The following is a 21,645-nucleotide window of genomic DNA, read 5'->3' as shown; positions in this document are numbered from 1 at the left end:
AAAACGCAATGACACTGGCACGAGTTACGCTGCTCGCGGCAAGCCTGCTGCCACTGGCCGCACACGCCACCACGGTACGCGTCCATTACGAGAGCGCCAAGGGCGGCGTCGCCATCCGTGGCGACAAGGGGCCGATGTCCTGGTCGAAGGGCGCCGCGGCCACCAGCGACGACGGCAAGGTATGGACCTATACCTGGCCCGACGAACTTGGCGACGTTGTCATGAAACCGGTGCTGGGCGATGAAAAAATCGCCATCGGCGGCACCTACAAACTCGCCGCCGGCAGCACGCGCGACATCTATCCCTTCTTCGGCGCGCCGTTCGGCAAGGTGAAAATCATTCCCGGCTTCGCCTCGCCGCAGCTCAAGAACAGCCGCAGCCTGCGCATCTACCTGCCGCCAAGTTACGACGAAAATCGGGCCAAGCGCTATCCAGTGCTGTACATGCACGACGGCCAGAACCTGTTCGACGCGAAAACCGCCGCCTACGGCGTTGAATGGGGTGTGGACGAAACGGTGAACCGGCTGGTCGCCACCGGCCTCATGGACGAGATCATCGTGGTCGGCATCGACAACACGCCCGAACGCATCGCCGAATACACCACCTGCTGCGATCCGCAGTACGGCGGCGGCCAGCTCGATACCTATCAGCGCTTCGTGGTCGACACCGTGAAGCCGTATATCGACAGCACCCTGCGCAGCATGCCCGGCAAGGAATCGGCCGCCATCATGGGCTCGTCGCTGGGCGGAATCGCCTCGGTTTATATCGCGCAGAAAAATGCGGCCGTGTTTTCAAAGGCCGCATCGGTGTCCGGCTCGTTCTGGTGGAACAGGCAGGAATTCGTCACAAGCCTGCCGCCACGCCTGCCGGTCCGGTTCTATCTGGATGCCGGCACCGTCAAGGATGGTCTTGAAGAGACTCTCAAGATGCGCGACACGATGCTCAAGCAGGGCTACCGCCAGGACGCCGACCTGTTTTACCACGTCGCCGAAGGCGCCACCCACAACGAAAAATCGTGGGCCGCGCGCGTCGACAAGCCGCTCACCTGGTTCTTCCCCTGGCAGTAAGGGACGCTCAGCGCTTGCGGCGCTGCAGGTCGAGCGAGGTGACCTTGGCGAAATCGATCGGCTTGACGATATGGTCGTCGAAGCCGGCCTCCATCGCTTCCTCGCGGTCGCGCGCCTGGCCGTAGCCGGTCAGGGCGACCAGCACCGCGTCGTCCATGCCGGGCAGCTCGCGCATTTTGGCCGCCACCTGGTAGCCGCTCATGTCGGGCAAGCCGATATCGAGGAACACGTAGGCCGGCCTGAATTCGGCCGCGCGGTCGAGCGCCTGCTGGCCGCTGTACGCCACCTTCACATCGTGTCCACTGATGCCGAGCAGTTCGGCCAGCATGTCGGCCGCATCGACGTTATCGTCCACCACCAGGATGCGCGCGGCGGCGGCATCGTCCGCACCCGGCGCCACGATGCCTTGGGTGGCGCTGCCCACCGCATCGATCGGCAGGCGCACCTCGAACACGCTGCCCTCGCCCACCCCGGCGCTGAAGGCGCTGACCGTCCCATGGTGCAGCGAGACCAGCGTGCGCACCAGCGACAGGCCGATGCCCAGGCCATCCTGCACCCGGTCCGGCGTGAAGCCGTCCTGGGCGAACAGGTCGAAAATGTAATCGAGCTTGCTGGCGGCAATGCCGATGCCATTGTCCGAAATGCGGATCAGGATTTCCGCCCCGGTCACCTCGGCCGAGAGCTTGACGACGCCGCCCGGCGGCGTGAACTTGAAGGCGTTGTGCAGCAGGTTGCCGACGATTTGCCCCAGCCGCACATGGTCGCCGCTGAGCCATACCTCGTGCGCCGGCAGCGTCACCTCCAGGCGCTGGTTGCGGCTCTCGGCGATATGCGTCACCGATTCGCGCGCGCTGCCGATAAAGGTCCGCAGCTCCACCCGCTCTTCGTGCAGCGTGATCTTGCCCTGCGAAATACGGGCCACGTCGAGCAAGTCTTCCACCAGCCGCACCAGGTGGCCGGTGTGGCGCAGGATGGTCAGGCGCGCCTTGTCCTGGCGCTCCGGCACGTTCGGGTCGAGGCGGCACAGCAGTTCGACCGCATTGCGGATCGGCCCCAGCGGATTGCGCAGCTCATGCGCCAGCGTGGCCAGGAATTCATCCTTGCGGCGGTCGACATCGCGCAACTCGCGCTCAACCTGGCCAAGGCGCAGCAGCGCCTTGACGTTGGCCACCAGTTCTTCCGGTTCGATCGGCTCGAACAGGTAATTATCGGCGCCGCCTTCGAGCGCCCGGATCTTGTCGGCCACGCCGATATACGACGCCGACGTTTGCAGCACCAGCACGGCGCGCGTGTCGGGATCGGCCTTGATCAGGCGGCACACCTCGAAGCCATTAATGTCGGGCAGCTTGACGTCGAGCAGGACCAGGTCCGGCTTGTCTTCGCGCGCGCGCAGCAGGGCCGAGCTGCCGTCGGCGGCCTCGATCACCTTGAAACCGGCACGCGTGAGGATGCGCGACTTGGCGTAGCGCGCTCCTTCGCTGTCGTCGACGTTAAGGATCAGGGAATCGGCAAATGGCATGGACTGCATGGTGGACCTCAATCCGGTTGGTATGGTTGTGGCGGTACGGGGACGGCGCCTCCCTCTTGGGCGCAAGTGAGCGGGACCGACACCCAGAATACGGAACCGGCGCCCGGCACGCTGTCGACACCGACCGCGCCGCCCAGCAGGTCGGCCAGCTTGCGGCACAGCGGCAAGCCCAGGCCAGTGCCCTTGACGCGCGTCTGCAAGCGGTTTTCGATCTGGCTGAATTCCTCGAATATGAAAGTCTGGTCCGCCTTGGCGATTCCCAGCCCGGTATCGGCCACGCTGAAGTGCATCATACCCTGCTCGGGCAGAACGGTCGCACGGACCGTGATTTCTCCCCGCTCCGTGTACTTGATGGCATTTGAAATGAAATTGCGCAGGATCTGCGACAGCTTGCCCTGGTCGCTGTGCAGCGCCAGCGCCGCCGGCTCCAGGAAGATCAAGGCCAGGTCGGGACCATGCAGCAAGGGCCGCATCAGGCCGCGCAAGGTGCTGAACATGTCGGCTACCAAAAAGCGCTCGGCCCGCACATCGACCTTGCCCGCTTCGATCTTGGCCAGGTCGAGCAGGTCGTCGACCATCTCGTTCATGGCGACCGTGCCCTGCAAGATGTAGTTGACCTGCTTTTCCTGCTCGTCCGACAGTTCGCCGTCGGCGCGCGCCAGCAGCAGCTTGGCCAGCGCCCTGATGGAACTGAGCGGCGTGCGGAATTCATGGCTCATGTTCGACAGGAAGCGCGACTTCGCCTGGTCGGCGCGGCGCAGGTGCGCCGCCTTTTCGTCCAGCTCCGCGTACAGCATCTTGACGGCGCGGTTGTTCTCTTCGAGTTCGCGCGTGAGCTGCAGCAGCTCTTCCTGGCGCGCCTTGAGTTCATCGAGGGTGCCGAGCAGTTCCTGGTTCTGCTGCTGCACTTCGCCCAGCATCGAATCGGGCGCCAGCGCATTGAGGTGCGCGCACATGTCGCCCACCATGCGCGCCGTCATGCGCGGCGCATCGCTGGCGAAGCGCTTTTGCAGCACGATGTGGGTACCGCTGGCGGGCGCCGTGCTGATGTCGCAACGGTCCATCAGGCGGCGCGCACCCAGGATACCCAGACCCATGCCAGTCGGCGACTGATAGCGCCCGGACAGCACCAGCTCCAGGTCGGCGATGCCGGGGCCCTGGTCGTCGATGCGGATTTGCAGCGCCTGCACGCCGCCGGCATCCTCGATCGAAAACTCGACCTTGCCGCCGTGCGCGTAATTGAAGACGTTACGCGCCAGTTCGGACACCGAGGTCGCGATGCGCACCTGGTCCTGCATGGCGAAGCCGCACAGCACCGCGATCTCGCGCGCCCGCTGGCGCGCGCCTACCACATCAAGCTCGGTGCCGATGGCGATCTTGAGGATCCGCAGCGACATTACCGAAGCTCCCGTTCGCGTATCACCAGCACGCTGGCGTCGTCGCGCTGGCGCGCGAAATCGCGGTACAGCACCGCCGCGATCAAGCCCGGATGGCGGAATATCAAGCCGGGATAGGCATCCAGGTCCCAGCGCGTTCCCAAGCCATCGGAATGCATGATCAGCATGGCCCCGGGTGTCCAGGGATGGGTGAACTTCTGCACCTTGCGCAGATTGCTGCCGACAATGCCATTGTGCGACATGAGGTGGCGGCGCGCGCCGCGATCGAAAATGCAGCCGGCGATATTGCCGATGCCGGCGAACGTGAGTTCGCCCGCGTCGCAATCGATGGCGGCCACGGCCAGCGCCGCGCCGCGGGTGCCATGCAGGGCGCCGTGCGCCAGCTGCATCAGTTCGGACACGCCCACGGCGGGACGTTCGGCCACCAGCGCGACAGCCGCCTCCGAGGCGACGGCCGCTTGCGGACCATGGCCCAGGCCATCGGCCATGCCGACCGTCAGGCCCCAGTTGGCCAGCCCGAAGTCCCAGGCGTCGCCGCACACGTCCTCGCCCGGTAGCGGCAGGCACACGGCACCCGCTTCCCAGTCCGGCAGCGGAGCGCCGGCGGCGCCGCTCCAGACGATCATCAGCAGCACCGTGCCCTGGCCTTCGAGCGAATAGATATCGAATTCCGGCGCCAGGCGGCTGATGGCGCCCAATCCCACGCCGTAGGTGCCGGCGGTCGAATTGCCGTCTTCCATGCGCAGCGCCACGTTGGCCATGCCGGGACCGCGGTCGAGCGCGATCACTTCCACGCCGGCGCGCTCGCCCGCATGCAGCGCGCGCAGCAGGATCTCGCCTTCGCGGGCATGCTTGACGATGTTGGTGGCCGCCTCGGTGATCACGATGGCCAGCTGGCCGGCGCGTGTCTCGTCGAAGCCCAGCTGGCGCGCCAGGGTATTGCCGGCGCGCCGGGCCGATGCGATTTCGCTCAATTCGCCTACATGAAACGCCGTTTGCCTACCAAATCTGTTCAAAACAGCTTCCATTTCGCGATCGTGACGGTGGTGCCCTTGCCCGGCACGCTATCGAGGATAAAGTCGTCGGCCAGGCGGCGCGCGCCCGACAGGCCCAGCCCCATGCCGCCGCCGCTGGTGTAGCCATCGGTCAGGGCCAGCTCGATATCGGCGATGCCTGGTCCCTCGTCGATGAAGCTGACGCTCACGCCGCGCTTGCCGCCGCGCTCGACCAGTTCGAGTTCGGCCCGCCCGCCGCCGCCGTAGCGCAGCGTATTGCGCGCCAGTTCACTGGCTGCGGTGACCATCTTGGTCTGTTCGATCAGGGAGAACTTGAGCGCGACCATTTCATCGCGCACCAGCTTGCGCAGGCGGACCACGTCTTCATCGGTGACCAGAGGGGCGTGAACCAGGCCATCGGCGGCACTCACGGCACGCCCTGCCGTTGAACCGCGGCGGTCATTCCGGTTCCTGCTGAAGCAGGGCCAGGCCGCGTTCCACATTCAGGGCGGTGCTCACGCCCTCGAGCGTCAGGCCCAGTTCCACCAGCGTGATCGCCACGGCCGGCTGCATCCCCACCAGCACCGTGCGGGCGTCGAGAATCCGGGCCATGGCGGCCGTGTGGCTGATCATGCGGCCGATGAAGGAGTCGACGATGTCGAGCGCCGAAATATCGATCAGCACACCCGTGGCGCGGTCCTTGACGATGCGCGCGGTCAGGTCGTCCTGCAGGGTCATGGCCAGGCGGTCGTGCATGTCGACCTGGATCGTCACCAGCAGCAGCCGGCCCATTTTCAGGATGGGGATGCGTTCCATGGTCTAGCGCGCGTTGTGCGGATGGGTGATGGTCGAGCCGGTGCGTTTGAGGGCCACCACGAAGGCGTCCGCCAGGGTGGCCTTGGTGACCACGTCTTCCAGGTTCACGCCAAGGTGCACGATGGTCTGCGCGATCTGCGGGCGGATGCCGCTGATGATGCAGTCGGCACCCATCAGGCGCGCGGCGGCGATGGTTTTGAGCAGATGCTGGGCCACCAGGGTGTCGACGGTCGGCACGCCGGTGATGTCGATGATCGCGATCGAGGCGCTGGTGTCGACGATTTTCTGCAGCAGGTTCTCCATCACCACCTGGGTGCGGGCGCTATCGAGGGTACCGATCAGCGGCAGGGCCAGCACGCCGTCCCACAGCTGGACGACCGGCGTGGACAGCTCCAGCAATTCCTGCTGCTGGCGCAGGATGACCTGTTCGCGCGCCTTCTGGTACACCTCGATGGTGAACAGGCCGAGGCGGTCGAACAGGGCGCTGGTGGAGGTGGTTTCCTCGACCAGCTGGATCGGATCGTCGGCCAGCGCGGTGCGCAGGTAAGCGAACAGCGGCTCTTTCAGCGCGAAGATGAAGCTGGCGGTGTCGATCGACGAAAAGCCCTGGCGCACGCGCGCCTGCGAGATTTCGGTCAGCATGTGGCGGGTGTCATCCCAGGCCGCGCCTTCGATATCGTTGGTGGCGCCGCGTCCGAGCGCCTGCACCAGCAAGGGCAGGAAGCGGGTGGCTTGCTGGCGCAGTTCGGCCTCGGCGTTCTTGTCGCGCCGAATCATCCGCGTCATCAGTCCCGACAACCACACTTCCAGCAGCTCATTTTCGAACTTGGTGATAATCAACGCTAACTGCGGGCTTTTGTCGGTGCTCATTGGATCCTTTTAGGGATAGTACGGCTGAGTATGGGAAGGCAATGGACGGCCCGGTTGTGGTCGCGGCAATCTTCCACTTATTATATAGATACTCGACAAGCAACCGTGCACAATTAGCACCGGTTCCCCCTCCGAATCCGCCCGCCCGCGCGCCCCGTATCCGCAGGAAAACGACTTACCCAACCGGGGTCAGAGCTCTGACTCGAAACAGGTCAAAAAATACCCAACCGGGGTCTGACCTCTGACTCGAAACCGGGGTCTGACCTCTGACTCGAAACCGGGGTCTGACCTCTGACTCGAAACATTTCCATATCGGGGTCAGAGCTCTGACTCGAAACATGTCAAAAAAGAGGGGGCGATGGCCTGGCGCGACGATGGCGTGAAGGGGGGGAGTGAGCTTGCATGCTGCAAAACCGGCGGCCGGCGCCGGCTTCGGGAGCAAGATGTTGCGAGTCAGAGCTCTGACCCCAATGAAGAATTGTTTCGAGTCAGAGCTCTGACCCCGATTCAGAAATGTTGTGGGAGGGATTTAGAATTCTTCCCAGTCGTTTGCGCCGGCCGGTACCGGGCGCGCCGGGGAGGGTTTGTTCGCGGACAGACGGGCGGCCGGCACGGCCGGACGCGCTGCCGGCGCGGCCCGCTGCAGTGCACGCGCCGCCGGCGCCGCCGCCACGTGCCGCTCGCTGATCTTGAACACGCTGACCGCTTCGGCCAGGCTGGCCGCCTGCTGCTTCATCGATTCCGCCGCCGCCGCCGCTTGCTCCACCAAGGCCGCGTTTTGCTGCGTGACGGCATCCATTTGGCCGATGGCATCGTTGATCTGGTCGATCCCAACGTTCTGCTCGCTACTGGCTACGGCAATCTCGGCAATGATCGCCGTGACCCTTTGCACGCTGGCCACCACTTCTTCCATGGTATTGCCCGCCTGTCCGACCAGCTTGCTGCCGGTTTCGACCTTGTCCACCGAGTCGCCGATCAGGGTCTTGATTTCCTTGGCCGCCGCCGCCGAGCGCTGCGCCAGGTTGCGTACTTCGGAGGCGACCACGGCAAAACCGCGCCCCTGCTCGCCCGCCCGCGCCGCTTCCACGGCGGCATTCAAGGCCAGGATATTGGTTTGGAAGGCAATCCCATCAATCACGCCAATGATGTCGACAATCTTCTTGGACGAGTCGTTGATCGACCCCATGGTATGGATCACTTGCGCCACCGCATCGCCGCCGCGCACCGCCACCACCGAGGCGGCGCTGGCCAGCTTGGTCGCCTGGCTGGTGTTTTCATCATTCTGCTTGACGGTCGAGGTCAGCTCTTCCATGGCGGAGGCGGTTTCTTCGAGCGAACTGGCCTGTTCTTCGGTACGCGCCGACAAGTCCAGGTTGCCGTCGGCGATTTCACTCGACGCCGCCGCAATCGCATCCGTGCCGGCGCGCACCTTGCCGACGATCTCGGCCAGGCTGTCGTGCATGTCCTTGAGCGACTTGAGCAGCATGCCGATTTCATCGCTGCCGCGCGCCACGATCAAGGTCGACAAATCGCCGCTGGCCACTGTGCGCGCGATGTTGACCGCTTCGTTGAGCGGCCCGGTAATGCTGCGTACCAGCCACACCATGATGGCCGCGCCGACCGCCACCGTGACCAGCACGATCACCAGCAACTGGATGGTCGCGGAGCGTTCGACGGCGGCCTGCTCCTTGGCCATGGCCACCGTCAGCGCGCGCGACTCGGTGCCGATGAAGGCGACAATCGCGTCGATCTTCTGGGTCGGCTCGCGGTCCATGCCCTTGACCAGCTTGTCGACCGCTTTGTAGCTCTCCGGATCGGCACCATCGAATTTTTTCAGCGCGCCCAGGTAGTTCTTGCCCAGTTCATCGGTGGCCTTGATCGCCTCGTCGACCAGCGGCGTGCGCAGCCCCAGTTCGCCGAGAATCGTATTCACCCTGCCCAGTTCGGCGCGGGTGGTCTCGCCGCTCTTGCGGAACGAGGCCGAGTATTTTTCCAGCTGGGCCGGGTCGGTGCCGCGCAGCAGGATATTCTTCCATTCCTGCACCTGGATCTTGAATTCGACCTGGGCACTGCGCGCCATGTCGACCGCGTCGGTCAGCTTGGCGGCGCGCTGCATGGCCAGCGCGCTCTGGACGTTGGCGCTGGACAGGGATGACCAGGCGCCCAGGCCAACCAGCAGGAAGGCGGCAAAAAAGAAAACACCGAGCGCACCAAGGCGTACGGCAATTCGGAGGTTGGCGAGTTTCATGGTCTCTCTCGGAGGATAGTTGCGTTAACGTCTGTAAAGACGCTTGCTGTGCAACTCATCATGAACCCGCCCAAGATAAAAAGAAATACGTTTCAGTTAACTGACGACAAGTATTTTATGCAGCCGCACACAGTTCCATCGTGTACAGCCGGGTGCCCGCATCTTCCGGTGTTAGGTGGACAATCTTTTCGAAACGCAGGCCCAGTTTTTCGAGCAAGGCCTGCGAAGCGCCGTTCTGCGGCGAGGCAATCGCCAGCAAGCGCCCCAGGCCGAGCGTGTCGCGCGCGTAGGCGAGCACGCCAGTGGCCGCTTCCAGCGCATAGCCGCAGCCGCGCCAGGCGGGCAGGAAGGCGTAGCCGATGTCGACCCCGGGCAGGGTGTCGCGCTTGATCAGCCCGCACATGCCGATCGCCACCCCGCGGTCCCTGAGCGCCACCAGCCAGATCGCATGGCCGAGCGCTTCCTGCATCTTGACCGGGCCGTTCTCGATGTGCAGGCGCGCCGCCTCCAGGGTGCGGATGCCGCGGTCGCCGATGTGAGCGATGAAATCGGGATCGTTGACCAGCTCCAGGTAGAACGGCGCATCGGCCGCTTCCACCGTGCGCAGCGCCAGCCGGGGGGTAGCGAGGATGTTCATCGCCCCCCCGGCGCCGGCCAGCCGGCCGGCTCCATCAACAGCTGGTACATCACGTAGGCGTCCACATAACCCAGGCGCGCATGGCGGAACGACTTGGGCAGGGTGCCGACAATCGCAAAGCCGAGCTTTTTCCACAGCGCGACGGCGGCCAGGTTGCTGCTGATGACGTAGTTGAACTGCATCGCCAGGTAGCCCTGGCGGCGCGCTTCGTCCAGGCTGTGGCTGCCGAGCAGGGTCCCCACGCCGGCGCCCTGCGCGGCCGGGCTGACCATGTACGAGGCATTGGCCACGTGCGCGCCCAGGTCCATCTGGTTCGGCACCAGCTTGTACATGCCCAGCACGCACCCGTCGGCATCGACGGCCACGAAGCTGGTCGAGCGCGGGTTGAACCAGTAGTCGGCGCAAGCCGCCCTGGAAGTGCCCGGCGCGAAAGGATAGGATTCGCCGGCCTCGATGACGGCGTCGAAAATCGTCCACATCGCGCCGATATCGGTATCGGCGGCTGGACGGATCTGGATCTGATGCTGGCTCACGCGCCCCTCCTGGTTGAACGTCGCGCCATGTTCATGTTTTGGCAAGGTTGACCGCTGCCGAGTGTAGCACCGATGGCGCCCTGCCCGTCAAGCCTTCACCTCGGCCCGAGGCGGAAATCGGTGGCGGCCGCGCGCCCCGGCAGGTTCAGGGTGGCGCGCGCGCGCGGCGCTTCGCTCACCACCACGCCGCGCCGGATCACCATGCGCCGCACCGCGCGCAGGCGGATCGCTTCGACCGTGCTGGCCGCGTCCAGCAGCACCAGGTCGGCGTGGCAGCCGGGCGCGAGGCCGTAGCCTTCCAGCCCAAGGATGCGGGCCGGGACCTCGGTCACCGCCAGGAAGCACTGGTGCATCGCTTCCTGCCCGGTCATCTGCGCCACGTGCAAGCCCATATGCGCCACTTCCAGCATGTCGGCCGAGCCCAGGCTGTACCAGGGGTCCATGACGCAGTCGTGGCCGAAGGCGACGTCGACGCCGGCCGCGATCAGCTCGGGCACGCGCGTCATGCCGCGCCGTTTCGGGTAAGTGTCGTGGCGGCCCTGCAGGGTGATGTTAATCAGCGGGTTGGCAATCGCCGCCACGCCCGCCTCGCGGATCAGCGGCAGCAGCTTGCTGACATAGTAGTTGTCCATCGAGTGCATCGAGGTCAGGTGCGAGCCGGCCACCCTGCCCTGCATGCCGAGGCGCTGGGTTTCGAAGGCCAGCGTTTCGATATGGCGCGACAGGGGGTCGTCCGACTCGTCGCAGTGCATGTCCACCCGCAGTCCCTGCTGCGCCGCGTATTCGCACAGCAGGCGCACCGAGGCCGCGCCTTCGCTCATGGTGCGCTCGAAATGGGGAATCCCGCCCACCACGTCCACCCCCATCTTGACGGCGCGCTTGAGGTTGTCAAAAGCGCTGGCGCTGCGCAAAATCCCGTCTTGCGGAAACGCGACCAGCTGCAGGTCCAGATAGGGCGCCACCCGGCGCCGCACTTCCAGCAGCGCTTCGACCGCCAGCAGGCGGTCGTCGCAAATGTCGACGTGCGAGCGGATCGCCAGCAAGCCGCGCGCGACCGCCCAGTCGCAATACTGCATGGCGCGCTCGACCAGCGCATCCTGGCTCAGGCCGGGTTTCAATTCGCCCCACAGGGCGATCCCTTCGAGCAGGGTGCCGCTCCGGTTCACCCGCGGCAAGCCGTAACTGAGCGTGGCGTCCATATGGAAGTGGGCGTCGACGAAGGGCGGCGTCACCAGGTCGCCGCCGGCGTCGACCTCGCGCGCGCCCTGCACGGCCAGGCGCGGGCCGACGGCGGCGATGCGCCCACCCTCGAGCGCGATATCAATCAGTAGGCGCCCGTCGGGCAGGCTGGCGTTGCGGATAACGAGATCCATCGATGGCTCCTTGGAAAAGGGGTGTCGCCCGATTGTAGCGAGTTCGGCCGCGGTTGGGCGGGGCCGCCGCAGCGTTGCCATGCCACTGCCATGCCAAACGGGTAAATGCTGCGATGCAAGATATTTTCGTGAGCACGCTTGAAAAATTGCTTTTCAAGGCAGGCAATCATGGATAGACTTAGCAATATTGCAGCGCGTCATAAAACACTTCCAAGGAACCCTCATGAGCAACCTTCCAGAACAGTTTTCCGCAGCACGCAAAGCCCAGCTCGAAGCCCAGCTCGACGCTTTCCGCCATTTTTCCGGCAAGGCGGTCGAACATACCCAGAAGCTGATTGCCCTGAACCTGCGCACCACCCGCGCCAGCGTTGAAAAATCCACCGCCGCCTTCCAGCAGTTGCTGGCCGCAAAAGACCCGCGCGACCTGCTGGCGCTGACCGCGCACAGCCACGAGAGCTTCAACACCATGCTCGACTACGGCCGCGCCCTGTTCGGCATCGCCGGCAGTGCGGGCACCGACGCCGCCAAGGTGACGTCCCTGTCCGCGCCCAGCCTGGCGCGCGCGTCCGCCAACGATGAAGCGCACGGCGACGAGCAAGCCGCCGCCAGCGCTGCCCCGGCCGAACCCGACACCGACGATGAGCCCATCATCGTCAGCATGAACCCGATCGGCGAGTCCGACCCCGATCCGCTGCCGCTGGCCGACGCCACGCCGATCGCGCGCGCGGTCGCCGGCATCGTCGCCGGCGCCTCGCAAGACGCGCCCTCGGCCGCGCCGCTGGCGGCCGACGACGCGATCCAGATCGACGTCTCCGGCATCAAACCGGTCGACGCCGCGCCGCCGGCTCCGCATTCGGGCAGGCCGGGCATCGGCAAACTGGCCGATGCGTCCGCATCGAAAGGCGCGCGCAAAAAGTAAGGGCGAGCGCCAGACAAGGCCGGCCTCTGCGCCAAGTTGCCAAAAGTAGTAAATTGACGGGCTTCGGCCCGTTTTTTTCATCTGGGCGCAACTTCCAAGGAACGTAATGAGTTTATCGAAGCTCGTCGGCAGCTTTGTGCGCCGCCATTGGCGCTCGTATATATCGTCGGCCTTCATGCTGGCCGGCGTGGCCGCATTCACGGTCTGGATTCCACGCAAGATCGGCGCGCTGATCGACGGCCTGGCCACGCACAGCCTGGCACCGGGCGACCTGCTGCGCGGACTGCTGCAACTGCTCGCCATGGGCGTGGCCATCTACCTGCTGCGGGTCGGCTGGCGCCTGCGCCTGTTCGCCGCCGCCTACCAGCTCGGGGTCGAACTGCGCACGCGCTTTTACGCGCGCCTGTCGGCCCAGGGACCGGCGTTCTACCAGAAGCAGCGCACCGGCGACCTGATGGCGCTGGCCACCAACGATATCGACGCCATCGAAATGGCGGCCGGCGAAGCCATGCTGGCCGGTTTCGACGGCACCCTGACCCTGGTCATGGTACTGGGGATCATGACGCTCGGCGTCGACTGGCGCCTGGCCTGCATCGCCCTGCTGCCCTTTCCCTTCATGGCGTTCGCGTTCTGGCGCATCTCCAGCCATATCCACGTGGCGGCCACCGACTCGCTCAAGCGCTTTTCCAGCCTGAACGACCATGTGCAGGAAGCCCTGTCGGGCGTGCGCACCCTGCGCGCGCTGGGGCTGGAGCAGCGCAGCGCGACCCAGTTCGGCGAACTGGCCGCGCGCGCGGCCGACGCCAGCCTGCGCGCCCAGAAATGGGAAGCGGCCTACGAGCCGGCCGTCGGCCTGACCCTCACCGCCGCCAGCGCGCTCACGCTCGGCCTGGGCGGCTACCTGGTCTGGCAAAACCAGCTGACCATCGGCGCGCTGACCAGTTTTACGATGTACCTGGGCCAGTTGATCTGGCCGATGTTCGCGGCCGGCTGGGTGCTCTCGCTGATCGAACGCGGACGCGCCGCGCTGGCGCGCGTGCAGCCCCTGCTCGACACGCCCCTGAGCGTGGACGACCATGGCACGGTGGCCGAGCTGGCCCCGGGCGCGCTGGTGCTCGCGCAGGTTGGCTACACCTACACCGGGCAAACCGTCCCGGCGCTGGCCGGCGTGTCGTGCAGCGTCGCGCCCGGCCAGACCCTGGGCCTGGTGGGACCGACCGGTTCCGGCAAATCGACCCTGCTGCGCGTGCTGCTGCGCCAGGCCACGCCGCAAACGGGCGAGGCCCGCTGGGGCGGCCGCCCGCTGGCGGAATACACGCTGGCGACCCTGCGCGCCGCGATCAGCTGGGTGCCGCAGGAATCGTTCCTGTTCTCGGCCACCATCGCCGAGAACATCGCGCTGGCGCGCCCCGACGCCACCCGCGCGCAGATCGAACACGCGGCCCACATGGCCGCCATCCACGACGACATCCTGCGCTTCCCGCAGGGCTACGACACGCCGGTGGGCGAACGCGGCATCACCTTGTCGGGCGGCCAGCGCCAGCGCGTGGCGATTGCCCGCTCGCTGCTGGCCGACAGCACCCTGCTGCTGCTCGACGACGCCCTGTCGGCGGTCGATACCGGCACCGAAACGCGGATCCTGGAACACCTGGAAGAATTGCGGCGCGCGCGCCCCGAACGCAGCGTGATCATCGCCAGCCACCGGCTCTCGGCCGTGGTCAACGCCGACTTGATCGTGGTGCTGCGCGACGGGGGCATCGTCGAATCGGGCACCCACGACGCCCTGCTCGAACAGGGCGGCTGGTACGCCAGCCAGTGGCGCTATCAACAACTGGAGGCCAGCCTCGATGCACTCTGATACCACTCCCAAGGCCATGCGCGCACAGGCCGCGCAAGCCATTGGCCTGTTGCGCCGCGCCGCCCATCCCGACCGCCGGCACCTGCTGTGGGCCACCCTGTGGCTGATTCTCGCGGCCGCGCTGGAAGTGATCGGCCCGATCCTCGGCAAGGCCCTGATCGACGAACACCTGCTGCCGCGCCACCTGGATTTTCCGCGCATGGCCATGCTGCTCGGCGCCATGCTGGTGAGCGGCTGGATCGCCAGCTGGCTGCGCTACCTGCAACTGGTGCGCCTGTCGGGACTGGCCATGCGCTCAGTGCAGCGCCTGCGCGAATGGGTGTTCGGCCATGTGCTGCGCTTGCCGATGGCATTCTTCGACCGCGCCATCACCGGCCAGCTGATCAGCCGCGTGACCAACGACACCGAAGCCGTCAAGACCTTGTACATCCAGGTGCTGTTCGTGATCCTCGACAGCAGCATCGTGCTGGTCGGGACCATGATCGCCATGGCCTGGCTGGACTGGCGCCTGATGCTGATCGTGCTGGCCCTGGTGCCGGCGGTGGTGGTGATCGTGGTCGTCTACCAGCGCCTGTCGGCGCCTGCGGTGACGCGCGCGCGCGCCCTGCGCAGCGACATCAACGGCCAGATCGCCGAATCGATCGGCGGCATGAGCGTGCTGCAGGCGAATAACGCGCAACAGCGTTTCGGCGCGCGCTTCGCCGCCACCAACCAGTCTCACTACAAGGCGCGCCTGGCCGAGCTGCGTGCCAACGCGTTCTTGCTGCGCCCCGCGCTCGACCTGCTCAACGTGATCCTGCTGGCGGTGGTGATTTACAGTTTCGGGCAGCGCGACATGAACGCGGTCGAAGTCGGCGTGCTGTACGCCTTCATCAGCTACATCGCACGCGTGGTCGAGCCGATGATCCAGATCACCATGCAGTTCAGCGGCCTGCAGCAGGCCGTGGTGGCGACCGCGCGCGTGTCGGCCCTGCTCGACGAAGCCGGCGCGCCCGAACACGCGGCCGGGCGCGCGGCGCCCACCGGCCATGCGGCGCCCAACGCGCCGGCGGTGCGCATCCGCGACCTGACGTTCGGCTATGCGCCGGGCCAGGACGTGCTGCATGAACTGAACCTGGACGTGCCGCAGGGCGCCTTTTTCGGCATCGTCGGCCACACCGGCAGCGGCAAATCGACCCTGCTGTCGCTGCTGCTGCGCTACTACCCGTCGCGCCCGGGCTGCATCGAGATCAACGGCCAGCCGCTGGCGGCGATCGACAACGAACGTTTCCGCGCCGAGGTGGGACTGGTGCCGCAAGACCCGTTCCTGCTGGCGGCGTCGGCGCGCGAAAACATCGACATGGGGCGCGGCCTGTCGCAGGAAGCCATCGAAACGGCGGCGCGCGCGGCGCACGCGCACGACTTCATCGCCGCGCTGGAAGATGGCTACGAGACCTCGCTCGGCGAAGGCGGCTCGCGCCTGTCGACCGGCCAGAAGCAGCTCATTGCGATTGCGCGCGCGCTGGCCGGCAAGCCGCGCATCCTGCTGCTCGACGAAGCGACCTCGCACATCGACAGCGCCACCGAACAGGTGGTGCAGGAAGCGCTCAACGAACTGCGCGGAAGGGTCACCATCATCGCCATCGCGCATCGCCTCTCGACCATCCGCGAGGCCGACCGCATCGTGGTGCTCAATCACGGGCGCATCTCGGAAGCCGGTTCGCACGACGAGTTGATGCTGGTCGAGGGCGGCCTGTACCAGCGCCTGTACCTGTTGCAGCAGTTGGCGGTTTGAGTATTCCTAGCGCTGCGGGCGGCTGGCGTTCCACAGGTAGCCGCCGGCCAGCGCCAGCGCGCCCACCAGTGCGTACATGCCGAGCGAGTGCAGGTTGGCCGCGCCGTTAATACCGACGGCATCGAGCAGCGGCGCCCTGGTCGCGTTCAGGGCCACGTACAGCCCGAACAGGAACAGCGACAGGAACAGGCGCGCGCTGCGGCTGCAACGGCCGAACAGGCTGGCCAGCGCCGCCAGGCAGGCCACGCCGCTCACCAGCGCCAGCGCGCGCAGCGGCTGCGCCAGCGACCAGCGCAGCGCGACCGCCCCCGTAAACATCAGCCCGAGCAGTACGCTGGCCGCGTACTGGCGCAGGTAGCGGCGCGCCACGCCGCCGCTGACCACACCGGTCAGGTCCAAGGTGTCGGCGGCAAAGTCGCGCGTGCTCATGTCGCTCACCAGGATGCCCCAGCACGCCACCCCGGCCAGCAGCACCGCAGGCAGCGCGGCCGCCGGTGCCAGCAAGGCGGCCCCCGCGCACAGCAGCACCGCCAGCAGCGCCGACGGGGCGATGATGAAGCTCAGGGCGATATCGGCCAGCACCTGGCCGGCCACGCCGGGCAGGCGCGCGGCCAGGCCAAGCAGCGGCGCGGCCAGCGCGGCCAGGGGACGCAGCGCGGCGTTGAGCAGCGCCAGCGGCGAGCGGCGCACGCGCGAGCGGCCGGGCTTGACCCGGTCCGGCGAATAGCGGTGGAACAGCCACCACGCGGGCAGCAGCGGCAGGATCGCGATCAGGCCTGAAGCGCCGCGCAGCGCCATCATGCGCGCGCTCCACAGCAGCGATGGCAGCATCACCGGCGCGACGGCCGGATCGAACTTGCTGGAACCGATGGCAAAATTGGCACCGCTGACAAAGCCCTGGACCGTCGCCACCGCCGCCGCCAGTCCCGAAAAATCGAACACCATCAGCGCCGGCAGTTCGCTGCTCCCGGCCTGCGTCATCAGCGCCAGCTGCGCCACCCACAGCAGGAAGAACAGCAGGTCGCCGCCCTTGCCCATCAGCGGCGCCCAGCTGTCGAACAGGATGGCGCAGCTGGCCGCGAAAAACAGCATCGGCAGCAGCAACAGCATGTAGGTTTGCAGGTAGACCAGGGCCTCGATCGGGCCCTCGCCGCGTAGCGCGTGCAGCACCAGCATGGTGAGCATGAAGGCGGCCACCAGCGCGCCCAGATACGCCACGCAGCCCAGCCAGCGTCCCGCCAGGAACACGCCGCTGGCGACCGGCGTGGCGCCGATCACGCCGCCGATCCCGCTGCGCAAATCTTCGCTCATGCGCCCGCGTACCAGGTAAAAGCCACCCAGTCCGAACAGCACGGCGCCCAGCGTGGCGCTGCCCAGCGCCAGTGCGGAACTGGTGTAGAGCACGCGCGCCTTGTTAAAGACCAGCAGCGCCTCTCCGCCGGCCGGATCGGCGATCATCGCCCAGCTCAGGGCCACCACCGCCAGCAGCGCGACCATGGTGGAGGCGCGCCGCATGCGCAGGCGCACTTCGGCCAGCGCCAGCGCCCTGAGCACGTGCCGCTTCATGCGGCCTCCCTGAGCGCGTGGCGCTGCGCCATCAGTGCTTCTTCGAGGGTCGGTTCGGCCACGCGCGCCCCATCGCAGGGCGAGGCGCCATGGACGATGCGCAGCGCCACATGGTCGCCCTCGCGCTGCGCATGCAGCACGCTGACCCGCTTGCGCAACTGCTCGTAGTCGGCCGCGCCCACCTTGGCCGACCAGATGCGCCCGCGCGCCCGCTCGAGGATCACGCGCGGCGTCTCGCAGGCGATCAGTTTGCCGGCCTCCATGGTGGCCAGCTGGCCGGCGATGCTCTCGACGTCGGACACGATGTGGGTCGACATGATCACCAGCTTGTCGAATCCGAGTTCGCCGAGCAGGTTGCGAAAGCGCAGGCGCTCTTCCGGATCGAGGCCGGCGGTCGGCTCGTCGACGATCAGGATGTCGGGGTCGTTGAGCAAGGCCTGGGCGATGCCGAGGCGGCGCCGCATCCCGCCCGAGAACGAGGCCGCCGGCCGCCTGGCCTGCTCGTGCAGGTTGACCAGTTCGAGCAGATAGCCGATGCGGGCCGGGTCGCGCACGCCCTTGAGGGCGGCGAAATACTGCATGAATTCGAGCGCGGACAGGTTCGGATAGACCCCGAAATCCTGTGGCAGGTAGCCCAGCCGGCGCCGGATGTCCTGCGGCCGGGCGGCGATATCGACGCCGTCGAACAGGATCCGGCCGCTGCTCGGGCGCGTGAGGGTGGCGATCATCTGCATCAGGGTGGTCTTGCCGGCGCCATTGTGGCCGATCAGGCCGACCACGCCAGGCCCGAGCGAGAGGCTCACGCCATCCACCGCGCGCACATCCTTGCCAAATGTTTTGACCACATTGCACAGCTCGAGCATTGTATTTCCTGACATTATTGATGGGCTTGCAGGAAATATAAGGGATGCGCGCGGCGCCGTGGAGCAAATGCGACAGGCGGCAAGATCGGGGTCCTCAAGTGCCGCGCTGGCGTCGTATGGGACCAACACTTCCATGCCAAAGCGGCATCGAAACGCACGTGCCTGCCACAAAAATGTGCATTTAGAGGCACAATCTGAATGCGGATAGAGCTTTCCATACTGCAACAAGAATATAATTGGCTGCAGTTTTCCCATCCGGAAAACACCGGTTTTCTCATGAAGGAACGTGATGTTGGCAGGTTTATCAGACACCTCGCATGGCCGCAAGGTCCGCGTGCTGCTGGCATCGCTATGCCTGGTGTCGGGCCTCGCGCATGCCCAGCACCCGGTGCTCGATGCGCGCCTGGTCGAGATCCGCGAGATGAACCGCTACGTGCCGCCCAAGGCGCTCGCCGCGCTGCGCGAGATAGAGAGCGAGGCGCGCGCGGCCCCGGTGCACACCAAGGCCGACTTCCTGGTCCAGCTATGCCTGGCCCTGCGCGGCATGAACAAGGTACCAGAATCGCTGGCCGCGGCCGAGGAACTGATCGCGTTCGGGCGCGACATGAAAGACAATGTGGTCAGCGCCAAAGGCTTGCTGACCAAGGCGTACGTGGTCTCGCGCATGGACCAGCTGGCCCTGTCGCACCAGCTGGCGTGGGAAGGCGAAAAGATCGCCAACACCACCAGCGACATGGCGCTGCGCGTGCAGGCGGCCATCACCTCGGGCCAGGCCTACTCGGAAGACGGCAATTTTCCGGCGGCGATGGCCAAGATGCAGACCGCGCTGACTCTGGCGCGCCAGTACGGCCAGCCGATTCCGAAAGTCCAGGCGCTCAACGCGCTGGCCTTCCTGTACGGCCAGCTGAATGAACACGACAAGGGCTTCGAGGCCCTCGAAGAAGCGACCGCGCTGGCCGAGCAGACCAATTCGCCGGGCCGCCTGGCGACCCTGAAGGATACCGAGTACGGCCTGGCGGTCGAAACCAACCAGCCGCAGCGCGGCCTGCGCGCCCTGCTCGCCGGGCTGGCGTACGAGCGCCAGATCGGCGCCGAGGCGATGATCGCCGGGACCCTGGTGAACCTGTCGGACAGTTATCTCAAGCAGCGCGATTACGCGCGCACCCTGACCTACGCGAACCAGGCCTTGCAGGCGGCGCGCAGCCTGAACGACGAGAGTACCGCAGCGACCGCGCACCTGAACCTGGGCCAGGCCTACCTCGGCCTGGGCAGCCTGGCCGAAGGAAAACGCCATTTCGAGCTGGGCCTGGCGTGGTACGAAAAAGTCGGCGACAAGCCGGAACTGCAGGAAGTGCTGATGGAATACGGCGCCGCGCTCGAACACGCCGGCGACATGGCGGGCGCGGTCAGGGCCTACCACCGCGAGCGGGCGCTGTCGAACGAACTGTTTGAAAAACGGCGCCAGAAAGCCACCCTGGAGCTGCAGGAAAAATACGACACCGAAAAGAAGCAGCGCCAGATCGAACTCTTAAGCCGCGAGAACCAGCTCAAGTCGACCGAAATCGACAACCGCCGCCTGCAGCAGCGCGTGTGGTGGCTGCTGGCGGTGGTGTTTGCGCTGGCCGCGCTGGTGGTCGGCATCCTGTACCGCAAGGTGCGCCACGCGAATGCCCAGCTCAAGGTGAAGAACCTGGAACTGAAGCAGCAAAGTTCGCGCGATCCGCTGACCGGCTTGTACAACCGGCGCCACTTCCAGGAATTCATGCGCACCCACCTGCAGGTGGAAAAACGCGGCGCCGGCACCTCGGGCGAAGAAATCGTCGGCGCCCTGTTCCTGCTCGACGTCGACCACTTCAAGCACGTCAACGATGGCCACGGCCACGCCGCCGGCGACGCCGTGCTCAAGATGATCGCCGAAAGCCTGCGCGAGATCCTGCGCGAAACCGACATGATCGTGCGCTGGGGCGGCGAAGAATTTCTCGCCTTCCTGCCGGCCATCCCGCGCAGCGGCGTCGAGGAAATCGCGCGCCGCCTGCTGACCGGCATCTCGAACCAGAGCATCGACTACCAGGACAAGAAGCTCTCGGTGAACGTGTCGATCGGCTTCGCGCCCTTCCCGCTGGTGCCGGGCACGAATCCGCTGCCGTGGGAGCGCGCGGTCAACCTGGTCGACATGGCGCTGTACCTGGCCAAGGCGCACGGGCGCAACCGTGCCTACGGCGTGCGCGGCTTCGCCAACTTCGAGCAGACCACGATGGAAGACATCGAGCAAGACCTGGAACGCGCCTGGGGCGCCGGCTACGTCGACATGTCGATCGTGCTGGGCACCTGGCCGGAAAGCAAGAACCCGGCCACGCCGCCCAAGCTGACCATCGTCTGACATGCCCCACACCCATCCCTGTTTTTCCCGGCTGGGCCTTGGCAAGGACGCCGACGCGCGCGCGGTGCGGCGCGCCTACGCGCGCGAACTCAAACAGATCGACCAGGAAGGCGACGCCGCCGGCTTCCAGTACCTGCGCGAAGCCTACGCAACGGCGCTGGCGTGGGCGGCGCAGGCGGCCGGGCGGCTCATGCCGGCATCCGGAGACGGCGGGTGAGGCGGCGGCAGGCCACCCTTGCAGCCCGACCTGGACCGCGGCGACCCGCAGCACCTGTGCGACCTGGCCATCGCGCAGTACGGCGCGGCGCTGCCGCGCCTGACGCAGGCGCACGTGGCCGGCGACGACGCCTCCTGGCGGCGCGAGCTGGAACGCATCCTCGACGGCGAGGCCATGCTCAATGTCTGCGCGCGCACCCTGTTCGAGGAAGTCATGACGCACCTGCTGGCCGCAGGCTGGAAGCCGGGCCACGAAACGCTGCTGCCGGTGGCGGCCAGCCTGTTCGACTGGGCCGGCGACAGAAGCCGGCTGCTGCGCTTCGGCGCGGCCGGTGTGCTGGTCGACCGCGCCGTGGCCGAACTGGCGCTGTTCAACGCCCTGGGCCACCCGGCACTGGCACGCCGGCGGCGCGTGCTGGAACGCTTGCGCGAGCCGGCGCGGCCCGGCATCGATCAACTGATGCAGGACATGCCGTGGCTGGACCGGATGCTGGAGCGCTTTCCGAACATGGTGGCGCTGGTGGTGAGCCCGGAGGCGGTCGACGACTGGCGCGCCATGGCCGTGCGGGCGCCGCTGGAGCCGGCGCGCGGCCACGGCTAGGGTC

The 21,645-nt window shown here is 66.5% G+C and carries 19 protein-coding genes; 7 read left to right on the top strand and 12 right to left on the bottom strand.

Annotated elements, in window-relative coordinates:
• Positions 1–8: 8 nt before the first annotated feature.
• The gene (locus PO883_RS26410) at positions 9–1,067 is read left to right on the top strand and encodes an alpha/beta hydrolase (RefSeq protein ID WP_289312404.1); all 1,059 of its coding nucleotides are present in this window, start codon (positions 9–11) and stop codon (positions 1,065–1,067) included.
• Positions 1,068–1,074: 7 nt separating this feature from the next.
• Here PO883_RS26410 and PO883_RS26405 read toward each other — a convergent pair whose 3' ends face one another.
• From PO883_RS26405 to PO883_RS26360, 10 genes are all read right to left on the bottom strand, one after another.
• On the bottom strand, positions 1,075–2,595 hold the full coding sequence (locus PO883_RS26405; RefSeq protein ID WP_289312403.1) for a response regulator: 1,521 nt from the start codon (positions 2,593–2,595) through the stop codon (positions 1,075–1,077).
• Between the two features lie 8 nt (positions 2,596–2,603).
• Positions 2,604–3,992 (bottom strand): ATP-binding protein, encoded by a 1,389-nt coding sequence (locus PO883_RS26400; protein WP_289312402.1) that lies wholly within the window; start codon positions 3,990–3,992, stop codon positions 2,604–2,606.
• Positions 3,992–4,966: an ATP-binding protein/SpoIIE family protein phosphatase gene (locus PO883_RS26395; protein WP_308606253.1), complete on the bottom strand. Its 975-nt coding sequence runs from the start codon at positions 4,964–4,966 to the stop codon at positions 3,992–3,994. Before PO883_RS26395 ends, PO883_RS26400 begins: the two co-directional genes overlap by 1 nt.
• 38 nt (positions 4,967–5,004) lie before the next feature.
• Positions 5,005–5,418, bottom strand: a complete 414-nt coding sequence (locus tag PO883_RS26390; RefSeq protein WP_289312400.1) for an anti-sigma regulatory factor — start codon at positions 5,416–5,418, stop codon at positions 5,005–5,007.
• A gap of 28 nt (positions 5,419–5,446) precedes the next feature.
• Complete coding sequence (locus PO883_RS26385) at positions 5,447–5,803, bottom strand: STAS domain-containing protein (protein WP_289312399.1); 357 nt, start codon at positions 5,801–5,803, stop codon at positions 5,447–5,449.
• Between the two features lie 3 nt (positions 5,804–5,806).
• Positions 5,807–6,673 carry an STAS domain-containing protein gene (locus PO883_RS26380; protein WP_289312398.1) on the bottom strand — a complete coding sequence of 289 codons (867 nt, stop codon included), beginning with the start codon at positions 6,671–6,673 and terminating at the stop codon, positions 5,807–5,809.
• A gap of 529 nt (positions 6,674–7,202) precedes the next feature.
• Positions 7,203–8,921, bottom strand: a complete 1,719-nt coding sequence (locus tag PO883_RS26375) for a methyl-accepting chemotaxis protein (protein ID WP_289312397.1) — start codon at positions 8,919–8,921, stop codon at positions 7,203–7,205.
• A 115-nt stretch (positions 8,922–9,036) separates the two neighbouring features.
• Positions 9,037–9,558 (bottom strand): GNAT family N-acetyltransferase, encoded by a 522-nt coding sequence (locus PO883_RS26370; protein ID WP_289312396.1) that lies wholly within the window; start codon positions 9,556–9,558, stop codon positions 9,037–9,039.
• Positions 9,555–10,091, bottom strand: coding sequence for an N-acetyltransferase family protein (locus PO883_RS26365; RefSeq protein WP_370662638.1), 537 nt, complete (start codon positions 10,089–10,091; stop codon positions 9,555–9,557). The genes PO883_RS26370 and PO883_RS26365 overlap by 4 nt, the downstream gene beginning before the upstream one ends.
• A gap of 95 nt (positions 10,092–10,186) precedes the next feature.
• A complete protein-coding gene (locus PO883_RS26360) occupies positions 10,187–11,464 on the bottom strand; it encodes an amidohydrolase family protein (protein ID WP_289312395.1) in 1,278 nt (425 codons plus the stop codon).
• 223 nt (positions 11,465–11,687) lie between these two features.
• Here PO883_RS26360 and PO883_RS26355 point away from each other — a divergent pair, with 223 nt between their 5' ends.
• From PO883_RS26355 to PO883_RS26345, 3 genes are all read left to right on the top strand, one after another.
• A complete protein-coding gene (locus PO883_RS26355) occupies positions 11,688–12,383 on the top strand; it encodes a phasin family protein (RefSeq protein WP_289312394.1) in 696 nt (231 codons plus the stop codon).
• 106 nt (positions 12,384–12,489) lie between these two features.
• Positions 12,490–14,241 carry an ABC transporter ATP-binding protein gene (locus PO883_RS26350; RefSeq protein WP_289312393.1) on the top strand — a complete coding sequence of 584 codons (1,752 nt, stop codon included), beginning with the start codon at positions 12,490–12,492 and terminating at the stop codon, positions 14,239–14,241.
• Positions 14,231–16,015, top strand: coding sequence for an ABC transporter ATP-binding protein (locus tag PO883_RS26345; protein ID WP_289312392.1), 1,785 nt, complete (start codon positions 14,231–14,233; stop codon positions 16,013–16,015). The genes PO883_RS26350 and PO883_RS26345 overlap by 11 nt, the downstream gene beginning before the upstream one ends.
• Before the next feature lie 6 nt (positions 16,016–16,021).
• On the opposite strand, the gene PO883_RS26340 is transcribed toward PO883_RS26345, so the two are convergent.
• Positions 16,022–17,581, bottom strand: a complete 1,560-nt coding sequence (locus PO883_RS26340) for a hypothetical protein (protein WP_289312391.1) — start codon at positions 17,579–17,581, stop codon at positions 16,022–16,024.
• The gene (locus tag PO883_RS26335; protein ID WP_289312390.1) at positions 17,578–18,444 is read right to left on the bottom strand and encodes an ABC transporter ATP-binding protein; all 867 of its coding nucleotides are present in this window, start codon (positions 18,442–18,444) and stop codon (positions 17,578–17,580) included. Before PO883_RS26335 ends, PO883_RS26340 begins: the two co-directional genes overlap by 4 nt.
• A gap of 289 nt (positions 18,445–18,733) precedes the next feature.
• Here PO883_RS26335 and PO883_RS26330 point away from each other — a divergent pair, with 289 nt between their 5' ends.
• The 3 genes from PO883_RS26330 to PO883_RS26320 are packed head-to-tail and all read left to right on the top strand — an operon-like array spanning position 18,734 to position 21,641.
• Positions 18,734–20,824, top strand: coding sequence for a tetratricopeptide repeat-containing diguanylate cyclase (locus PO883_RS26330; RefSeq protein WP_289312389.1), 2,091 nt, complete (start codon positions 18,734–18,736; stop codon positions 20,822–20,824).
• 1 nt (position 20,825) lies between these two features.
• The gene (locus PO883_RS26325) at positions 20,826–21,041 is read left to right on the top strand and encodes a hypothetical protein (RefSeq protein WP_289312388.1); all 216 of its coding nucleotides are present in this window, start codon (positions 20,826–20,828) and stop codon (positions 21,039–21,041) included.
• A gap of 18 nt (positions 21,042–21,059) precedes the next feature.
• A complete protein-coding gene (locus PO883_RS26320) occupies positions 21,060–21,641 on the top strand; it encodes a hypothetical protein (protein WP_289312387.1) in 582 nt (193 codons plus the stop codon).
• Positions 21,642–21,645 lie beyond the last annotated feature (4 nt).

The organism is Massilia sp. DJPM01, from assembly GCF_030348125.1.
GTDB lineage: Bacteria > Pseudomonadota > Gammaproteobacteria > Burkholderiales > Burkholderiaceae_D > Telluria_A > Telluria_A frigida.
Note: the sequence above shows the minus strand (reverse complement) of the source record. Positions and strands in the feature narration are given on the sequence as shown.